Here is a 15,824-nt window from a genome sequence, read left to right as displayed (position 1 = left end):
GCGGCGGCGTACGGCCCCGGCGCAGGCGAGGGGACGGCGGGCCGACCGACCGGGGGGAGCACGGCGGACGGGCAGGCGTCCGGCGAGAGCACGGCGGACGGGCAGGCGTCCGGCGAGAGCACGGCGGACCGGCAGGCGTCCGGCCAGGACTGGCGCCGGCTCGACAAGCGGGCCTTGGTGGTGAGGGCCGCGGTGATGTCCGGCGTCGCGGGAGGCATCTGCCTGCCCGTCCTGCTGGGGCTCTCCGGCGGGGACTGGCTCCGCGCAGAGGCCCGCAGCGGCACCGGCATCGCTCTGCTGCTTCTCGGCGGGGCCCTGCTGGTACTCGCCGGAGCGGGCGCGGAGTATCTGCGCTGGCGCAAGACCCGCTACCGGATAGGCACCGAGCGCGCCGAACTGCGCACCGGGGTACTGCTGGTCAAACGGCGCTCGCTGGCCCGCGAACGCATCCGCAGCGTCGATCTGACGGCCAACCCCCTGCTGCGGATCCTCGACCTGGTGAAAGTGCGCATCGGCACCGGTGAGCACACCGGCGGTGAGTCGACGCTGGAGCTCAACCCCGTCACCAAGGCGGAGGGCGAGCGGCTGCGCAGGGAACTTCTCGGCCGCGCCACCACCGCCGCACCCGGCGAACACCGCGAAGGGCAGCTCGCGTCCGTCGACCTGGCGTGGGTCCGCTACGCGCCGGTCTCCTTCGTCGCCCCGCTGCTCGGCGGCGCGGCGGCCGGCGGTGTGATGCAGGTCAGCGAGTGGTTCGGGGCGCAGGGCGCGGTCATCGACTGGGTGGGCGAGCGCTTCTCGCACACCTCCGTGCTCATGATGATCGTGGTGCTGCTGCTGGCGGCCGTCACCGCCGGTGTCGTCGGCTCGCTGGGCCTGTGGATCGAGATGTGGTGGAACTACCGGCTGGAGCGCGAGCCCGGGGGCACCCTGCGGGTGCGGCGCGGACTGTTCACCGCGCGCTCGATCTCCATGGAGGAGCGCCGGCTGCGCGGGGTCGAACTGGTCGAACCGCTCGGCGTACGGCTGTTCGGCGCGGCCCGGGTGGACGCGGTCGCCACCGGCATCGCCGACGACGACCAGGACAAGCACGCCGACCTCAAGGTGCTGCTGCCGCCGGTGCCCCGGGCGGTGGCGGACGACGTGGCCGGTCAGGTCCTGCGTGAGGCGCGGACGCCGACGGACGCCCCACTCACCGCCCACCCGCGGGCGGCACGCAGCCGCAGACTGCGCTGGTCGCTCGCGACCGCGGTCCTGCCACTCGCCCTGCTCACCGCGCTGGGCCTGTGGCTCACCGACGTCCTGCTGTACATCGCGGCGGGCTGTGCGGTCCTCGCGCTGCCGACGGCGGTCCTCCTCGCCCTCGACGCCTACCGCAGCCTCGGCCACGGCATCAGCGGCGGCTATCTCGTCGCCCGCTCGGGCACGGTCCGGCGGGCGACGGTCGCCTTGCAGCGCGGGGGAGTCATCGGCTGGGTGGTGAAGCAGTCCGTGTTCCAGCGCCGGGCCGGGGTGCTGACCCTCACCGCGACGACGGCGGCGGGAGCGGGCGCCTACGCGGTCCTCGACGCCGACGCGAGCGAGGGTCTGGGCTTCGCGGCGGACGCCGTTCCGGGGCTGTTGGAACCGTTCCTGCTGCGGGACGGGGACGCACGGACATGCGACGGCCCGGACGGCGGCGCGACGATCCCCGTATGAACGGGTCGCGTGGACGTGCAGGTGGCGGCGCCGGGCGAGGACAGGGCGGGCCGCACGGCCGTTCGCCGCGTCGACAACCGGCGTGTCGACAACCGGCGCGTCGGGACCCGCTGCGTCGGGACCCGGCACATGGAGAACCGCTGCGTCGCGAACCGCCGGACCGGATCACCGCCATCCGCCGTGGGCTCCCGCGACCGCCCCCCTACGCCGACCGCCGCCGGCCCGGAGGAACGGGGCCGGCGGCGGTCGGAACAGAGGGCTCCCCAGAGCCCGTCACCAGTGCGACGTCACGGCGACGCCGGTGGGTACAGATCGCGCGGCAGTTCCGAGGCCGCGGCCCCGTCCAGCAGCCACAGCGTCCTGCTGCGTCCGTACGCACCGGCCGCGGGCGCCTGAACCTCGCCCGCGCCCGACAGGGCGATCTGCACCGCCTTCGCCTTGTCCTCGCCGGCCGCCAGCAGCCACACCTCACGGGCCGCCCGGATCGCCGGGAGCGTGAGTGTGATGCGGGTCGGCGGCGGCTTCGGCGCGCCGTGCACACCCACCACCGTGCGTTCGGTCTCCCGCACCGCCGGATGCTCCGGGAAGAGCGAGGCGACATGGGTGTCGGGGCCGACGCCCAGCATCAGGACGTCGAACCGCGGGACCGGACCGTGGTCCTCCGGACCCGCCGCTGCGGCGAGCGCGGTGGCGTACGCGGCGGCCGCGGCCTCCACGTCGCTGCCGTACGCACCGTCCGAGGGAGCCATCGCATGCACCCGGGCCGGATCCACGGGAACCCTGTCCAGCAGGGCCGCGTGGGCCTGCGTGACATTGCGCTCCGGGTCGCCGTCGGGGAGGAACCGCTCGTCCCCCCACCACAGATCGAGCCGCCCCCAGTCGATCGCGTCGCGGGCCGGCGAGTTCCCGAGGGCGGTCAACAGCGCATTGCCGTTGCGACCGCCCGTCAGGACCACCGACGCCGAACCGCGCGCGGCCTGGGCGTCCACGATCTTCGTGATCAGCCGGGCCGCCGCGGCCTGCGCCATCAGCTCCTTGTCGCGGTGGACGACGAGCTGCGGCGCACTCACTTCGCTGCCGCCTTCTTTGCGGGAGTCTTCTTCGCCGGGGCGGCCCCGGACTTCTCGGCCTCGACGTCCCCGCCGTCCGAGAGCCGGTGCACACCGAACCGCAGCGCCGAGGCGTAGATCTCGTCGGGGTCCAGCCGGCGCAGCTCCTCCGCGATCAGCTCGGCGGTCTCGCGCCGCTTCAGGGCGACCGCGCGATCCGGCTGCCCCTTGATGGACAGGGTGGCCAGCGAGCCGTCGGCCCGGTCGAGCACGATCGGACCGCAGGAGGTCTCCAGGCGTACGGCCGTGAGCCCGGGGCCCGCCGAACCGGAGCGCTTGACCGGCACTTTCAGCCGGTCCGCCAGCCACATGGCGAGCAGTTCGCAGCTCGGATTGAACTCCTCGCCCTCCACCTCGACCGCCGTGACGTCGCACGCCACCTGGTCCAGGGCGGCGGCCAGCATCGAGCGCCAGGGAGTGATCCTGGCCCAGGACAGGTCGGTGTCACCGGGGGTGTAGGCGGCGGCGCGCGCCACGAGTTCCCTCACGGGCTCCTCTGCCGCGTAGGAGTCCGTGACCCGTCGCTGCGCGAGCGCGCCGAGCGGCTCCTTGGCCGGGTCGAGCGGCGCGTTCACCGGCCACCAGACGACGACCGGGGCGTCGGGCAGCAGCAGCGGCAGCACCACGGACTGGGCGTGGTCGATGACCTCGCCGTACAGCCGCAGGACCACCGTCTCGCCGGTGCCGGCGTCCGTGCCCACCCGTACCTCGGCGTCCAGGCGTGCCTTCGCCCGGTCGCGCGGCGAGCGCGAGACCCGCTTGATGACGACGAGCTTGCGCGAGGGGTGCTCGCGCGATGCCTCGCTGGCCGCCTTCAGCGCGTCGTAGGCGTTCTCCTCGTCGGTGACGATGACGAGGGTGAGGACCATGCCGACGGCCGGTGTGCCGATCGCCCGGCGCGCCTGCACCAGTGCTTTGTTGATCTTGCTGGACGTGGTGTCCGTGAGGTCGATCTTCATGGCCGACGCCAGCTCCGTCCGTCTCGTGCGAGCATTTCGTCCGCCTCGTCCGGCCCCCAGGTCCCAGCCTGGTACTGAGCCGGCTTGCCGTGCTTGGCCCAGTACTCCGTGACGGGGTCGAGGATCATCCAGGAGCGCTCGACCTCCTCGACCCTCGGGAAGAGGTTGGAGTCGCCGAGCAGTACGTCGAGGAGGAGACGTTCGTACGCCTCGGGGCTGGACTCGGTGAAGGACTCGCCGTAGGCGAAGTCCATCGAGACGTCCCGCACCTCCATCGAGGTGCCCGGCACCTTCGAGCCGAAACGCAGGGTCACGCCCTCGTCCGGCTGGACGCGGATGACCAGGGCGTTCTGGCCCAGTTCCTCCGTCGCCGTGTGGTCGAAGGGCGAGTGCGGGGCGCGCTGGAAGACGACCGCGATCTCGGTGACGCGGCGGCCGAGCCGCTTGCCCGTCCGCAGATAGAACGGCACACCGGCCCAGCGGCGGTTGTCGATCTCGAGCTTGACCGCGGCGTAGGTGTCGGTCTTCGACTTGGGGTCGATGCCGTCTTCCTGGAGGTAGCCGACGACCTTCTCGCCGCCCTGCCAGCCCTCGGCGTACTGCCCGCGGACCGTACCGGTGCCGAGGTCCTTGGGCAGCTTCACCGCGCCCAGCACCTTGGTCTTCTCGGCGGCGAGGGAGTCCGCCTCGAAGGAGGCGGGCTCCTCCATCGCGGTCAGCGCGAGGAGTTGGAGGAGGTGGTTCTGAATGACGTCACGGGCGGCGCCGATGCCGTCGTAGTAACCGGCGCGGCCGCCGATGCCGATGTCCTCGGCCATGGTGATCTGCACGTGGTCGACGTACGACCGGTTCCAGATCGGCTCGAAGAGCGTGTTGGCGAAGCGCAGGGCCAGGATGTTCTGGACCGTCTCCTTGCCGAGGTAGTGGTCGATCCGGAAGACCTCGTTGGCCGGGAAGACCTCGTGCACCACCTGGTTGAGCTCCTTGGCGGAGACCAGGTCGTGGCCGAACGGCTTCTCGATGACCGCGCGGCGCCAGGAGCCCTCCTTCTGGTCGGCGAGCCCGTGCTTCTTGAGCTGCTGGACGACCTTGGGGAAGAACTTCGGCGGGACGGACAGATAGAAGGCGAAGTTGCCGCCGGTGCCCTGCTTCTTGTCCAGGTCCTCTATGGTCGCCTTCAGCTGCTCGAAGGCGTCGTCGTCGTCGAAGTCGCCCTGGACGAAGCGCATCCCCTGGATGAGCTGCTGCCAGACCTCCTCACGGAAGGGGGTGCGGGCGTGCGCCTTGACGGCGTCGTGGACCTCCTGGGCGAAGTCCTCGTCCTGCCACTCGCGACGGGCGAACCCGATGAGGGAGAAGCCCGGCGGGAGCAGTCCCCGGTTGGCCAGGTCGTACACGGCGGGCATCAGCTTTTTACGGGACAAATCGCCCGTGACACCGAAAATGACCAGGCCCGACGGCCCCGCGATACGCGGGAGCCGTCGGTCTGCGGGGTCACGAAGCGGATTGGCTTCGTACGTACCGGACAAGGTGGTCAGCCCTCCGAAGGGGCGAGGCGCTTGAGTTCGGCCTCGGTCGACTTGAGCAGGTCGTTCCAGGACGCCTCGAACTTCTCGACGCCCTCGTCCTCGAGCAGCTGCACGACGTCGTCGTACTTGATGCCGAGCTTTTCGACAGCCTCGATGTCGGCGCGCGCTTCGTCGTAGGTGCCGCGCACCGTGTCACCGGTGATCTGACCGTGGTCCGCCACGGCCTCCAGGGTCGCCTCCGGCATGGTGTTCACCGTGCCCGGCGCGACCAGCTCATCGACGTACAGCGTGTCCTTGTACGCCTTGTCCTTGACGCCGGTCGAGGCCCACAGCGGACGCTGCTTGTTGGCCTGCGCCTTGTCGAGCGCGGCCCAGCGGTCGGAGGAGAAGACCTCCTCGAACGCCTCGTAGGCGAGCCGGGCGTTGGCCAGAGCGGCCTTGCCGCGCGCCGCCTTGGCCTCCGGGGTGCCCAGCGCGTCCAGACGCTTGTCGATCTCGGCGTCCACCCGGGACACGAAGAACGACGCCACCGAATGGATCTTCGACAGGTCGAGTCCGCGCTCCTTGGCCTGCTCAAGGCCGGAGATGTACGCGTCCATGACCTCGCGGTAGCGCTCCAGCGAGAAGATCAGCGTCACGTTGACGCTGATGCCGCGGCCGATGGTCTCGGTGATCGCCGGCAGGCCCGCCTTGGTGGCCGGGATCTTGATGAGCGTGTTGGGCCGGTCCACCAGCCAGGCGAGCTGCTTGGCCTCGGCGACGGTGGCCCTGGTGCTGTGCGCCAGGCGCGGGTCGACCTCGATGGAGACCCGGCCGTCCTGGCCCTGCGTCGCGTCGTAGACCGGGCGCAGGATGTCGGCCGCGTCACGGACGTCCGCCGTCGTGATCATGCGCAGGGCTTCCTCGACGGTCACCTTGCGGGCCGCGAGGTCGGCGAGCTGCTGGTCGTAGCCGTCGCCCTGCGAGATCGCCTTCTGGAAGATCGACGGGTTGGTGGTGACGCCCACCACATGCTGCTGGTCGATCAGTTCGGCGAGATTGCCGGACGTGATCCGCTTGCGTGACAGGTCGTCGAGCCAGATCGCGACGCCTTCGTCGGAGAGGCGCTTGAGTGCGTCTGTCATGAGAGTTGCATCTCCTACTTGTCGTGTACCGGCGTCAGCGTGCGGCGGCTTCGAGAGATTCCCGCGCGGCCCTGGCGACATTGTCGGCAGTGAAGCCGAACTCGCGGAAGAGAACCTTGCCGTCCGCCGAAGCGCCGAAGTGCTCCAGCGAAACGATGCGGCCGGCGTCCCCCACGAAACGGTGCCAGGTGAGTCCGATACCGGCCTCGACCGCCACCCGTGCCCGTACGGCGGGCGGCAGCACCGAGTCCCGGTACGCCTGGTCCTGCTCGTCGAACCACTCGACCGACGGCATCGAGACCACCCGGGTCGGGATGCCCGCGGCCTGGAGCTGCTCGCGCGCCTCGACGGCCAGCTGCACCTCGGAACCGGTGCCGATCAGGACGACCTGGGGCTCGCCGCCCTCGGCGTCGAACAGGACGTAACCGCCGCGCGCGGCATCCTCGTTGCGCTCGTAGGTCGGCACACCCTGCCGGGTCAGTGCCAGACCGTGCGGGGCGCCTTTGCCGAACTCCTTGGTCCAGCGGCGCATGATCTCGCGCCACGCGATCGCGGTCTCGTTGGCGTCCGCCGGACGGACGATGTTCAGACCGGGGATGGCGCGCAGCGAGGCCAGGTGCTCGACCGGCTGGTGCGTCGGGCCGTCCTCGCCGAGACCGATCGAGTCGTGCGTCCACACGTAGGTGACCGGCAGGTGCATCAGGGCCGACAGCCGCACCGCGTTGCGCATGTAGTCGGAGAACACCAGGAAGGTGCCGCCGTACACACGGGTGTTGCCGTGCAGTGTGATGCCGTTCATGACGGCGGCCATCGCGTGCTCACGGATACCGAAGTGGATCGTGCGGCCGTACGGCTCGGCGCCCGGCAGCGGGTTGCCCGCGGGCAGGAACGACGACGTCTTGTCGATCGTCGTGTTGTTCGAGCCCGCCAGGTCCGCGGAGCCACCCCACAGCTCGGGGATGACCGCGCCCAGCGCCTGAAGGATCTTGCCGGAGGCGGCGCGGGTGGCGACACCCTTGCCGGTCTCGAAGTCGGGGAGCTTCTCCTCCCAGCCGGCGGGCAGCTCGGTCGAGCGGATCCGGTCGAACTCCGCGGCACGCTCCGGATTGGCGGTGCGCCACGCGGCGAAGGTCTTCTCCCACTCGCCGCGGGCCTCACGGCCGCGGTCGAGCGCCCCACGGGTGTGGGCGATGACCTCGTCGGAGACCTCGAAGCTCTTCTCCGGGTCGAAGCCGAGGACACGCTTGGTGGCCGCGACCTCGTCGTCGCCGAGCGCCGAGCCGTGCGCGGCCTCGGTGTTCTGCGCGTGCGGGGCCGGCCAGGCGATGATCGAGCGCGCCGCGATGAAGGAGGGACGCTCGGTCTCGGCCTTGGCGGCCTGGAGGGCCCGGTAGAGGCCCGCCGGGTCGAGGTCGCCGCTCGGCAGCTGCTCGACGCGCTGGACGTGCCAGCCGTACGCCTCGTAGCGCTTGAGCGTGTCCTCGGAGACGGCCGTCTCCGTGTCGCCCTCGATGGAGATGTGGTTGTCGTCCCACAGCAGCACCAGGTTGCCCAGCTTCTGGTGCCCGGCCAGCGAGGACGCCTCCGAGGAGATGCCCTCCTGGAGGCAGCCGTCACCGGCGATGGCCCAGATGGTGTGGTCGAACGGGGAGGTGCCGGGTGCGGCGTCCGGGTCGAACAGACCGCGCTCGTAGCGGGAGGCCATGGCCATGCCCACCGCGTTGGCGACACCCTGGCCGAGCGGGCCGGTGGTCGTCTCGACGCCGGGGGTGTGTCCGTACTCCGGGTGTCCGGGGGTCCTCGAACCCCAGGTCCTGAAGGCCTTGAGGTCGTCGAGCTCCAGGCCGTAACCGGCCAGGTAGAGCTGGATGTAGAGGGTCAGCGACGAGTGACCGGCGGACAGGACGAACCGGTCACGGCCGGTCCAGTCCGGGTCGGCCGGGTCGTGCCGCATCAGCTTCTGGAACAGGACGTACGCGGCGGGCGCGAGGCTCATGGCCGTACCGGGGTGGCCGTTGCCGACCTTCTGTACGGAATCCATGGCCAGGACGCGGACGGTATCGACGGCCCGCTGGTCCAGATCGGTCCACTCGAGGTCTGTGGTGGTCGGCTTGGTGCTCACCCTGAGTCAGGGCTCCTCTCCACATGTCGTATCCCGGTGACGACGGAAGCACCGGGCGTTGTCGAGCCTACCCCCGGAACAACGCGCACCTTTTCGAGTGCATGCCTTTCAAAAAACCGGACACAGCCAGGGTGCGGCCCTCGGGACGACTTCGCCTCCCGGCGGCGCGCTCGACGAGCTTTCGACGACCTGTACGCACGGGCCGGGTCCGCCGCTCAACACGACGCCACCCCCGTGCGGGACGACGTATGGGCAACGTCTAGAGTGGCGTGGTACGCGCAAGTCTTTACCGGGCCCTTTCTCCTTGCCCGGGCTTGCAAGGAGTCTCTGTCAGGGGTGTGCGTGACGGCCGTCGAATCCCGTCCAGCGGGTGGTGGCACCGCCCATGCCGTCGAGGCCGCGGGGGAGTTCCGCAGAAACCGCGGTCACCGGCCGTTCGGGGCCCGGATCAAGGCCTTCGTGGCGTTGACCAAGCCGCGGATCATCGAACTGCTGCTGATCACGACGGTGCCGGTGATGTTCCTGGCTGCTCAGGACGTGCCCGACCTGTGGCTGGTGCTCACCACCTGTGTCGGCGGCTATCTCTCCGCGGGTGGCGCGAACGCGCTCAACATGTACATCGACCGCGACATCGACGCACTGATGGACCGTACGTCGCAGCGGCCCCTGGTGACCGGCATGGTGTCGCCGCGCGAGGGACTGGTCTTCGGCCTCGTCCTCACCGTGGTCTCCACCCTCTGGTTCGGACTGCTTGTCAACTGGCTGTCAGCGGCGCTCTCGCTCGGCGCGCTTCTCTTCTACGTCGTCGTCTACACGATGATCCTGAAGCGGCGCACCGCGCAGAACATCGTGTGGGGCGGCATCGCCGGCTGCATGCCGGTCCTGATCGGCTGGTCCGCCGTCACCAACTCGGTGTCCTGGGCCGCGCTCATCCTCTTCCTCGTCATCTTCTTCTGGACGCCGCCGCACTACTGGCCGCTGTCGATGAAGGTGAAGGAGGACTACGCGCGAGTCGGTGTGCCGATGCTGCCGGTCGTCGCCTCCAACAAGGTGGTGGCCCGCCAGATCGTCCTCTACAGCTGGGTGATGGTCGCGGTCTCCCTGCTGCTCACCCCGCTCGGCTACACCGGCTGGTTCTACACCGTGGTGGCGCTGGCGGCCGGCGGCTGGTGGCTGTGGGAGGCGCACGCGCTCCAGGCACGGGCCAAGGCCGAGGTGATGGGCGGCAAGCTCAAGGAGATGCGGCTCTTCCACTGGTCCATCACCTATGTCTCGCTGCTGTTCGTGGCGGTCGCGGTGGACCCCTTCCTGCGCTAGCCCGCTTCGCCTCCGCGGCCTGCCGGACCTGAGGCACCCCCGGCCGTGGCCCATGCCACGTGCACCCGCCGTGGCCGGGGCGGACTACCCGCGAGTAGCATCGCCCCATGGCAGACACGCAGCAGGCAGACGGCCAGGTGGAGCGCAAGGCGGCCCGGATGGCCAAGCAGATCGGCGCCTTCGCCAAGGCGCACGGCGGTGCCGACGGGACCCTCGAGTACCTCGGCCAGGCAGGCACCCGGATCGTGCTCATCGGTGAGGACGGCGAGTGGGGCGACCTCGTGGCGCCGAACCACGCGGTCGCGGTCGCGGCCGCCGAGAAGGCCGGCATCACCCTCCACGACTCCTTCGACGGCGACCTGGCCGCCAAGGTCCGCACCGGGCCGTACGAGTGGAGCCGTATGGCGGGCATCCAGGTCGGCGGCCCTTCCAACGGCTGAGCAACACCTCGCCGGGGTGTCACCCGTTAGGACTGTGGAAACACGGTCCACGACTGGGAGCCCGGATGATCGACACCCCGACCCTCGTGGACCAGTACTGTCACGGGGTGCTCCGCACCGAGCTCGGTCTCGGCACCTTCGAGGCGCATCTGGGCCGTACCGCGGGACCGCCCGCGCCGGGCACGACCTTCTTCGACACCCAGACGGGGTTCGCCGTCCGGCGCTGGTGCCCGCCCCTGCTGGGGCTCGAACCGCACTGCCCGCCTGCCCGTTATCTCGCCCGGCGCCGTGAGCTCGGGGTGCTGGAGGCGGGCAGACGGCTGCTGAGAGGCAGCGGGATCTCCACCTATCTGGTGGACACCGGGCTGCCGGGCGATCTCACCGGACCGCCCGAGATCGCCGCCGCGGGCGCGGCCGAGGCCCGCGAGATCGTACGGCTCGAACTCCTCGCCGAACAGGTCGCCGACACCTCGGGCACCGTCGAGGCTTTCCTCGCCAACCTCGCCGAAGCCGTCCACGGGGCCGCCGCGTCCGCCGTGGCCTTCACCTCCGTCGCCGCCGTGTGCCACGGGCTCGCCCTCGCGCCGGAGCCTCCGGGCCCCGGCGAGGTGCGCGGGGCGGTCGGGCGCTGGCTGGCCGCGCGCCAGGTGGGCGGCACGCTCACCGACCCCGTTCTCGTGCGGCATGTGCTGTGGATCGCCGTCGCCTCCGGGCTGCCGCTCCAGCTCCATGTGGGCGTGGAGGACCCGATGCTGCTGGCGAGTTTCGCCGCCGCGACCGCCGGGCTGGGAACCGACCTCGTGCTGCTGCACGGCTATCCGTACCACCGGCACGCGGCCCATCTGGCGAGTGTCTTCCCGCATGTGTACGCGGACCTCGGGCCGGCGCTCGTGCACACGGGCGCCCGGGCGCCGGCCGTGCTGGCGGAGATCCTGGAGCTCGCGCCGTTCGGCAAGCTGCTGTTCTCCAGTGGCGCGCGCGGGCTGCCCGAGCTGCACGTGGTGGGCGCCAGGATCTTCCGGGAGTCGCTGGCGCGCGTTCTGGGCGACTGGGTGGGCGACGGTGCGTGGTCCCGCACCGACGCCCAGCGGGTGGCGACGATGATCTCCTCGGCCAACGCCCGCCGCGTCTACGGGCTGCTGGACGCGGTGTGATCAGCGCGCGCCGGCCGCGGAAGCAGGCGGTGAGGCGTGCTCAGGCGCGGGACAGTGCCACGTCGCTCTGGGCCGGGATCTCCGCCGTCGGCTGCGGACGCTCCCGCAGGCTCAGCGCGAGGCGCAGCACCGCGATCCACATCAGCGCGGACCCGAGCATGTGGGCGGCGACCAGGGCCTCGGGGACGTGGGTGAAGTACTGGACGTAGCCGATGACGCCCTGTGCCAGGAGCACCAGCAGCAGGTCGCGGGCGCGGGCCCGGGTGTCGTCGGGGGCGTCCACGACCCGCAGCACCAGCCACATGGCGAGTGCCAGCGCGCAGACCACCCAGGCCGCGATCGCGTGGACGTGTGCCGCGTCCACCCAGTCCCACGGCATGCGCGGGACGTCGCTGCTGTCACCGGCGTGCTTGCCGGAACCGGTCACCGAGGTGCCCAGCGCGATCAGCAGCGCGGAGGTGGAGACGACGGCCCACGACAGCCTGCGGACCGGGCGCGGGACCCGCGGACGCGGTGCGGTGTCGCCCTCGCCGGTCCGGTGCCAGGTGATCACCGCGACGGTGAGCAGCGCGTTGGCGGCCAGGAAGTGCCCCGCCACGGTCCACGGGTTGAGGCCCGCCCACACCGTGATGCCGCCCAGCACCGCGTTGCTCGCCACGATCCAGAACTGCGCCCAGGCCAGACGCGTCAGCCCGCGTCGCCGCGGCTTGGTGGAGCGCGCCGCGATGATCGCCCAGCCGACCGCGGCCGACAGGACGTAGGTCAGCATCCGGTTGCCGAACTCGATCGCGCCGTGGAGGCCCTGCTCGGGTGTGGCGAAGAGGCTGTCGTCCGTGCACTTGGGCCAGGTGTCGCAGCCGAGACCGGAGCCGGTGAGGCGGACCGCGCCACCCGTGACGATGATGACCACGCTCATGACGACGGCGGAGAGCGCGGCGCGCCGGAGAGTCCTGGGGGTGGGCGTCCAGCGTCGGGCGATGAGGGCGAGGGGGGTTTGCACGGGCACCATGGTAGGCGGGGCCTTGTGCATGCATTCACGAGGGTCGGCTTCGCGTGCCGGAACGGCCGGAAATGGGCGTGAACGTGCGGATGGCCGCCGCTGTGTCCGGCGGGCGTCCGGGCGCCGGCGGCGGGTCCGACGGTCACGTGCGTGTAGGCCGCGCGCCCTCGGGTGTCAGGGCGCGTCCGCCGTGGGTGGGCCACCCGTCTCGGGCCGGGCCGCCTCCGGGCCCGGTGCGCTGCTCGCCCGTGCCCCCGGTGCCGGCTCCCGTTCCACCTCCGGCCTGTACGTCCGGCGGAACCGTGACCCGTCGAGGTGGTCCTCCTCCTCCCACCAGACGGCGATCCGCCACGATGCCGACGGACCCGGACACGCGGGGGAGTGCAGGAACGCGTCGGTCAGCTCCTGGCCCACGGCCGCCGCGCTGCGGTCGGTCACCGCGTCCATACCCCGCCACGGGTACTCCATCGGGACCCACGGCCCACCCGCCGCGGCCCGGATGTCGAACCGCCACACCGCTCGCCAGGACCGGGCCCGCAGTATCCGGCGTACCTCCGCGGGGTCCAGGTCCAGCCCCTCGGCGATGGTGTCCGGTTCGGCGCCCTCGATACGGGCGGCCACGACCGCCAGCGGGAGCAGCCGGTCGGGCAGCAGGTCCTCGGACCGCAACTGCGTCAGGCCACCCTTGAACGGGCAGCGCCGCAGCCGCCGTTCCAACTGGTCGCTCACATGCTCCAGGGTCGCGGCCTGCAGACTCTCCCGCGCCTGGGCCCCCGACCACAGCTCGTGGTACCCGCGCTCCGCCCGCACCGCCCAGGCCGCCGCCTCCACCGGATCGCCGAGCTCCTCCAGCCGGTCGCCGAGAAAGGCATGGGCCTGGGCCAGGCCCTCGCGGTTCTGCGGGTCCGACGGATCGAGGCCCTCCCAGACCGTGATGGCGCGGTGGACGGCCGCGAGAGCGGCGATGCCGTCCGCGCGGGCCTCCACCGGAGGCCGGTCGCCGACCGGCTGGAAGGCGTAGCGCGGCAGCCCCAGTTCGTCGCTGAGGGGTTCGGCGAGATAGACGGCCTGGCTGATCAGTGCCCTGGCGTACCAGCGGGCGTGCTCCGGGTCGTGCACGGCAGGCTCCGCACACGTCCGTACGGCCTCGTGCACGGCGATCAGCGCGTCCGCACGGCGGCCGGTGTCGAAGTGGTGCCGGGCGAGATCTCCGTAGCGCAGACTCAGCCGGGCGGTGAGCGGGAGATCGTGTTCGGCGTGCGGGGTGAGGGCGGCGATCAGCTCGATCAGCATCCGCTCACGCTCGTCCGGCGACACCCCGGCTCTGCCGGATCTGACCTTCGTCCACTCCGCGTCGAGTCGGAGTGCGGCGGTCCGTTCCATCGAGGCCTCCCACGCGCTGATCTTCGCAGCCATACTGGCGCGTGGGTCAGTACCTACGGAAGACGCGGGTCACTCCCGGCACCGAGGAAAGCGGCGCGTCCCTCCCGGGCGCGTCACTCCCAGCGGAACCAGCGGGCCGCCGCGGCGAGTCCGAGGACCGACCAGCCGGCGAGGATGCCCAGATCGCCCCACGGCAGCGACGCGCCGTGCTGGAGCACGTCGCGCAGCCCGTCCGAGAGCGCCGAGATCGGCAGCAGGGCGAGCACCGCCGCGACGCCGTCGGGGAACCGGTCCAGTGGCACGATCACCCCGCCGCCCACCAGCAGCAGCAGGAAGACCAGATTCGCGGCGGCGAGGGTCGCCTCGGCCCGCAGGGTCCCGGCCATCAGCAGTCCGAGGCCCGAGAACGCGACGGTGCCGACGACGAGCAGCAGCAGGACGGAGAGGGGGTCGCCGTGCGGGGACCAGCCGAGCGCGAAGGCGATCACCGTCAGCAGGGCGACCTGGAGCACCTCGGTGGCGAGGACGGAGAGCGTCTTGGCGGTCAGCAGGGCCCAGCGGGGCAGCGGCGAGGCGCCGAGCCGCTTGAGCACCCCGTAGCGCCGCTCGAAGCCGGTGGCGATGGCCTGGCCGGTGAAGGCGGTGGACATCACGGCGAGGGCGAGCACACCGGGGGCGAGGAAGTCGACGGGCTCACCCGTGCCGGTGTCGATGATGCCGACGGTCGAGAACAGCACCAGCACGAGCGAGGGGATGACGACGGTGAGCAGCAGCTGCTCACCGTTGCGCAGCAGCATCTTCGTCTCGAACGCGGCCTGCGCCCCGATCATCCGGGCCAGCGGCGCGGCACCCGGCCGCGGTGCGTATGTACCGGCGCTCATCAGCGCAGCTCCTTGCCGGTCAGCTCCAGGAAGACGTCTTCGAGGGTGTGGCGCTCGACCGAGATGCCGTCCGGCATCACCCCGTGCTGGGCGCACCAGGACGTGACGGTCGCCAGCAGCTGCGGGTCGACGTGGCCGGTTATCCGGTACGCGCCCGGCGTCAGCTCGACCGCCTCGGTGCCGTCGGGAAGCGCCTTCAGCAGCGAGCCGACGTCGAGTCCGGGCCGGCCGGTGAAGCGCAGGGTGTTCTCGGCCCCGCCCCGGCACAGCTGCTCGGGACTGCCCTGGGCGATGATCCGGCCCGCGTCGACGATGGCGACATCGTCGGCGAGTGCCTCGGCCTCGTCCATGAAGTGGGTGGTCAGCACGGTGGAGACGCCGTCGGCGCGCAGCTCGCGCACCAGGTCCCAGGTGGAGCGCCGGGCCTGCGGGTCGAGGCCCGCGGTCGGCTCGTCGAGGAAGAGCAGTTCGGGACGGCCGACGACGGCCATCGCCAGCGCGAGCCGCTGCTGCTGTCCGCCCGAGAGGCGCCGGTAGGACGTACGGCCACAGCTGCCGAGGCCGAGCCGCTCGATCAGGGCGTCCACGTCGAGCGGGTGGGCGTGCAGCTTCGCCATGTGGCGCAGCATCTCCTCGGCGCGTGCGCCGGAGTAGACCCCGCCGGACTGGAGCATCACGCCGATGCGGGGGCGCAGGTCCGCGGCGTCGGCGATCGGGTCGAGTCCGAGCACCCGGACGGTGCCGCCGTCGGGGCGGCGGTAGCCCTCGCACGTCTCGACGGTGGTGGTCTTGCCGGCGCCGTTGGGGCCGAGGACAGCGGTCACCAAGCCCTGGGGGACCTCGAGATCGAGGCCGTCCACGGCCGTCTTGGATCCGTACCGCTTGACCAGGCCCCGGATCTGGACGACGGACTCGCTTCGCATGCCGGAAGTCTAGGCGGGCCGTGCGGCGACAAGAGGGGCGGGTCCGAAGACGTACCGGATCGGGGCGGACAACGCCGGACCCGGCCCCTCCGTCCGCGTTTCCTGACCAATTCCGGCGTATCTTTCACTGAATACGATCAAGGTCGACCATCGCGTCTCCGGCGTGCCGGATTCCGGAGAAAGAC

The 15,824-nt window shown here is 71.4% G+C and carries 13 protein-coding genes; 4 read left to right on the top strand and 9 right to left on the bottom strand.

Annotated features, from left to right (window positions below):
- Nucleotides 1-195 precede the first annotated feature (195 nt).
- Nucleotides 196-1,698 (top strand): PH domain-containing protein, encoded by a 1,503-nt coding sequence (locus tag ABTX78_RS23260; RefSeq protein ID WP_502993943.1) that lies wholly within the window; start codon nucleotides 196-198, stop codon nucleotides 1,696-1,698.
- Nucleotides 1,699-1,985: 287 nt separating this feature from the next.
- On the opposite strand, the gene pgl is transcribed toward ABTX78_RS23260, so the two are convergent.
- The 5 genes from pgl to tkt are packed head-to-tail and all read right to left on the bottom strand — an operon-like array spanning nucleotide 1,986 to nucleotide 8,541.
- Nucleotides 1,986-2,768, bottom strand: coding sequence for a 6-phosphogluconolactonase (pgl, locus tag ABTX78_RS23255; protein WP_352208709.1), 783 nt, complete (start codon nucleotides 2,766-2,768; stop codon nucleotides 1,986-1,988).
- Nucleotides 2,765-3,766, bottom strand: coding sequence for a glucose-6-phosphate dehydrogenase assembly protein OpcA (opcA, locus tag ABTX78_RS23250; RefSeq protein WP_352208708.1), 1,002 nt, complete (start codon nucleotides 3,764-3,766; stop codon nucleotides 2,765-2,767). The genes pgl and opcA overlap by 4 nt, the downstream gene beginning before the upstream one ends.
- A complete protein-coding gene (zwf, locus tag ABTX78_RS23245) occupies nucleotides 3,763-5,295 on the bottom strand; it encodes a glucose-6-phosphate dehydrogenase (protein WP_352208707.1) in 1,533 nt (510 codons plus the stop codon). The genes opcA and zwf overlap by 4 nt, the downstream gene beginning before the upstream one ends.
- Nucleotides 5,296-5,300: 5 nt before the next feature.
- Nucleotides 5,301-6,419, bottom strand: coding sequence for a transaldolase (gene tal / locus ABTX78_RS23240; protein ID WP_352208706.1), 1,119 nt, complete (start codon nucleotides 6,417-6,419; stop codon nucleotides 5,301-5,303).
- A 34-nt stretch (nucleotides 6,420-6,453) separates the two neighbouring features.
- Nucleotides 6,454-8,541 (bottom strand): transketolase, encoded by a 2,088-nt coding sequence (gene tkt / locus ABTX78_RS23235; protein ID WP_352208705.1) that lies wholly within the window; start codon nucleotides 8,539-8,541, stop codon nucleotides 6,454-6,456.
- A 342-nt stretch (nucleotides 8,542-8,883) separates the two neighbouring features.
- Between tkt and ABTX78_RS23230 the strand changes: the two genes are divergently transcribed.
- From ABTX78_RS23230 to ABTX78_RS23220, 3 genes are all read left to right on the top strand, one after another.
- On the top strand, nucleotides 8,884-9,858 hold the full coding sequence (locus ABTX78_RS23230; protein ID WP_502993938.1) for a heme o synthase: 975 nt from the start codon (nucleotides 8,884-8,886) through the stop codon (nucleotides 9,856-9,858).
- Nucleotides 9,859-9,965: 107 nt separating this feature from the next.
- On the top strand, nucleotides 9,966-10,298 hold the full coding sequence (locus ABTX78_RS23225; protein ID WP_352208703.1) for a hypothetical protein: 333 nt from the start codon (nucleotides 9,966-9,968) through the stop codon (nucleotides 10,296-10,298).
- Nucleotides 10,299-10,363: 65 nt separating this feature from the next.
- Nucleotides 10,364-11,452, top strand: a complete 1,089-nt coding sequence (locus ABTX78_RS23220) for an amidohydrolase family protein (protein ID WP_352208702.1) — start codon at nucleotides 10,364-10,366, stop codon at nucleotides 11,450-11,452.
- A 40-nt stretch (nucleotides 11,453-11,492) separates the two neighbouring features.
- Here ABTX78_RS23220 and ABTX78_RS23215 read toward each other — a convergent pair whose 3' ends face one another.
- The 4 genes from ABTX78_RS23215 to ABTX78_RS23200 form a co-directional block, all read right to left on the bottom strand.
- Nucleotides 11,493-12,461, bottom strand: a complete 969-nt coding sequence (locus ABTX78_RS23215; protein WP_352208701.1) for a COX15/CtaA family protein — start codon at nucleotides 12,459-12,461, stop codon at nucleotides 11,493-11,495.
- 165 nt (nucleotides 12,462-12,626) lie between these two features.
- The gene (locus tag ABTX78_RS23210; protein WP_352208700.1) at nucleotides 12,627-13,835 is read right to left on the bottom strand and encodes a hypothetical protein; all 1,209 of its coding nucleotides are present in this window, start codon (nucleotides 13,833-13,835) and stop codon (nucleotides 12,627-12,629) included.
- Between the two features lie 113 nt (nucleotides 13,836-13,948).
- The gene (locus tag ABTX78_RS23205) at nucleotides 13,949-14,716 is read right to left on the bottom strand and encodes an ABC transporter permease (protein WP_352208699.1); all 768 of its coding nucleotides are present in this window, start codon (nucleotides 14,714-14,716) and stop codon (nucleotides 13,949-13,951) included.
- The gene (locus ABTX78_RS23200; protein WP_352208697.1) at nucleotides 14,716-15,639 is read right to left on the bottom strand and encodes an ABC transporter ATP-binding protein; all 924 of its coding nucleotides are present in this window, start codon (nucleotides 15,637-15,639) and stop codon (nucleotides 14,716-14,718) included. The genes ABTX78_RS23205 and ABTX78_RS23200 overlap by 1 nt, the downstream gene beginning before the upstream one ends.
- Between the last annotated feature and the right edge of the window lie 185 nt (nucleotides 15,640-15,824).

This window comes from Streptomyces sp. NPDC096193, from assembly GCF_040302905.1.
Lineage (GTDB): Bacteria > Actinomycetota > Actinomycetes > Streptomycetales > Streptomycetaceae > Streptomyces.
The sequence above is the reverse complement of the archived record's forward strand: the minus strand, read 5'-3'. Positions and strand labels throughout refer to the sequence as shown.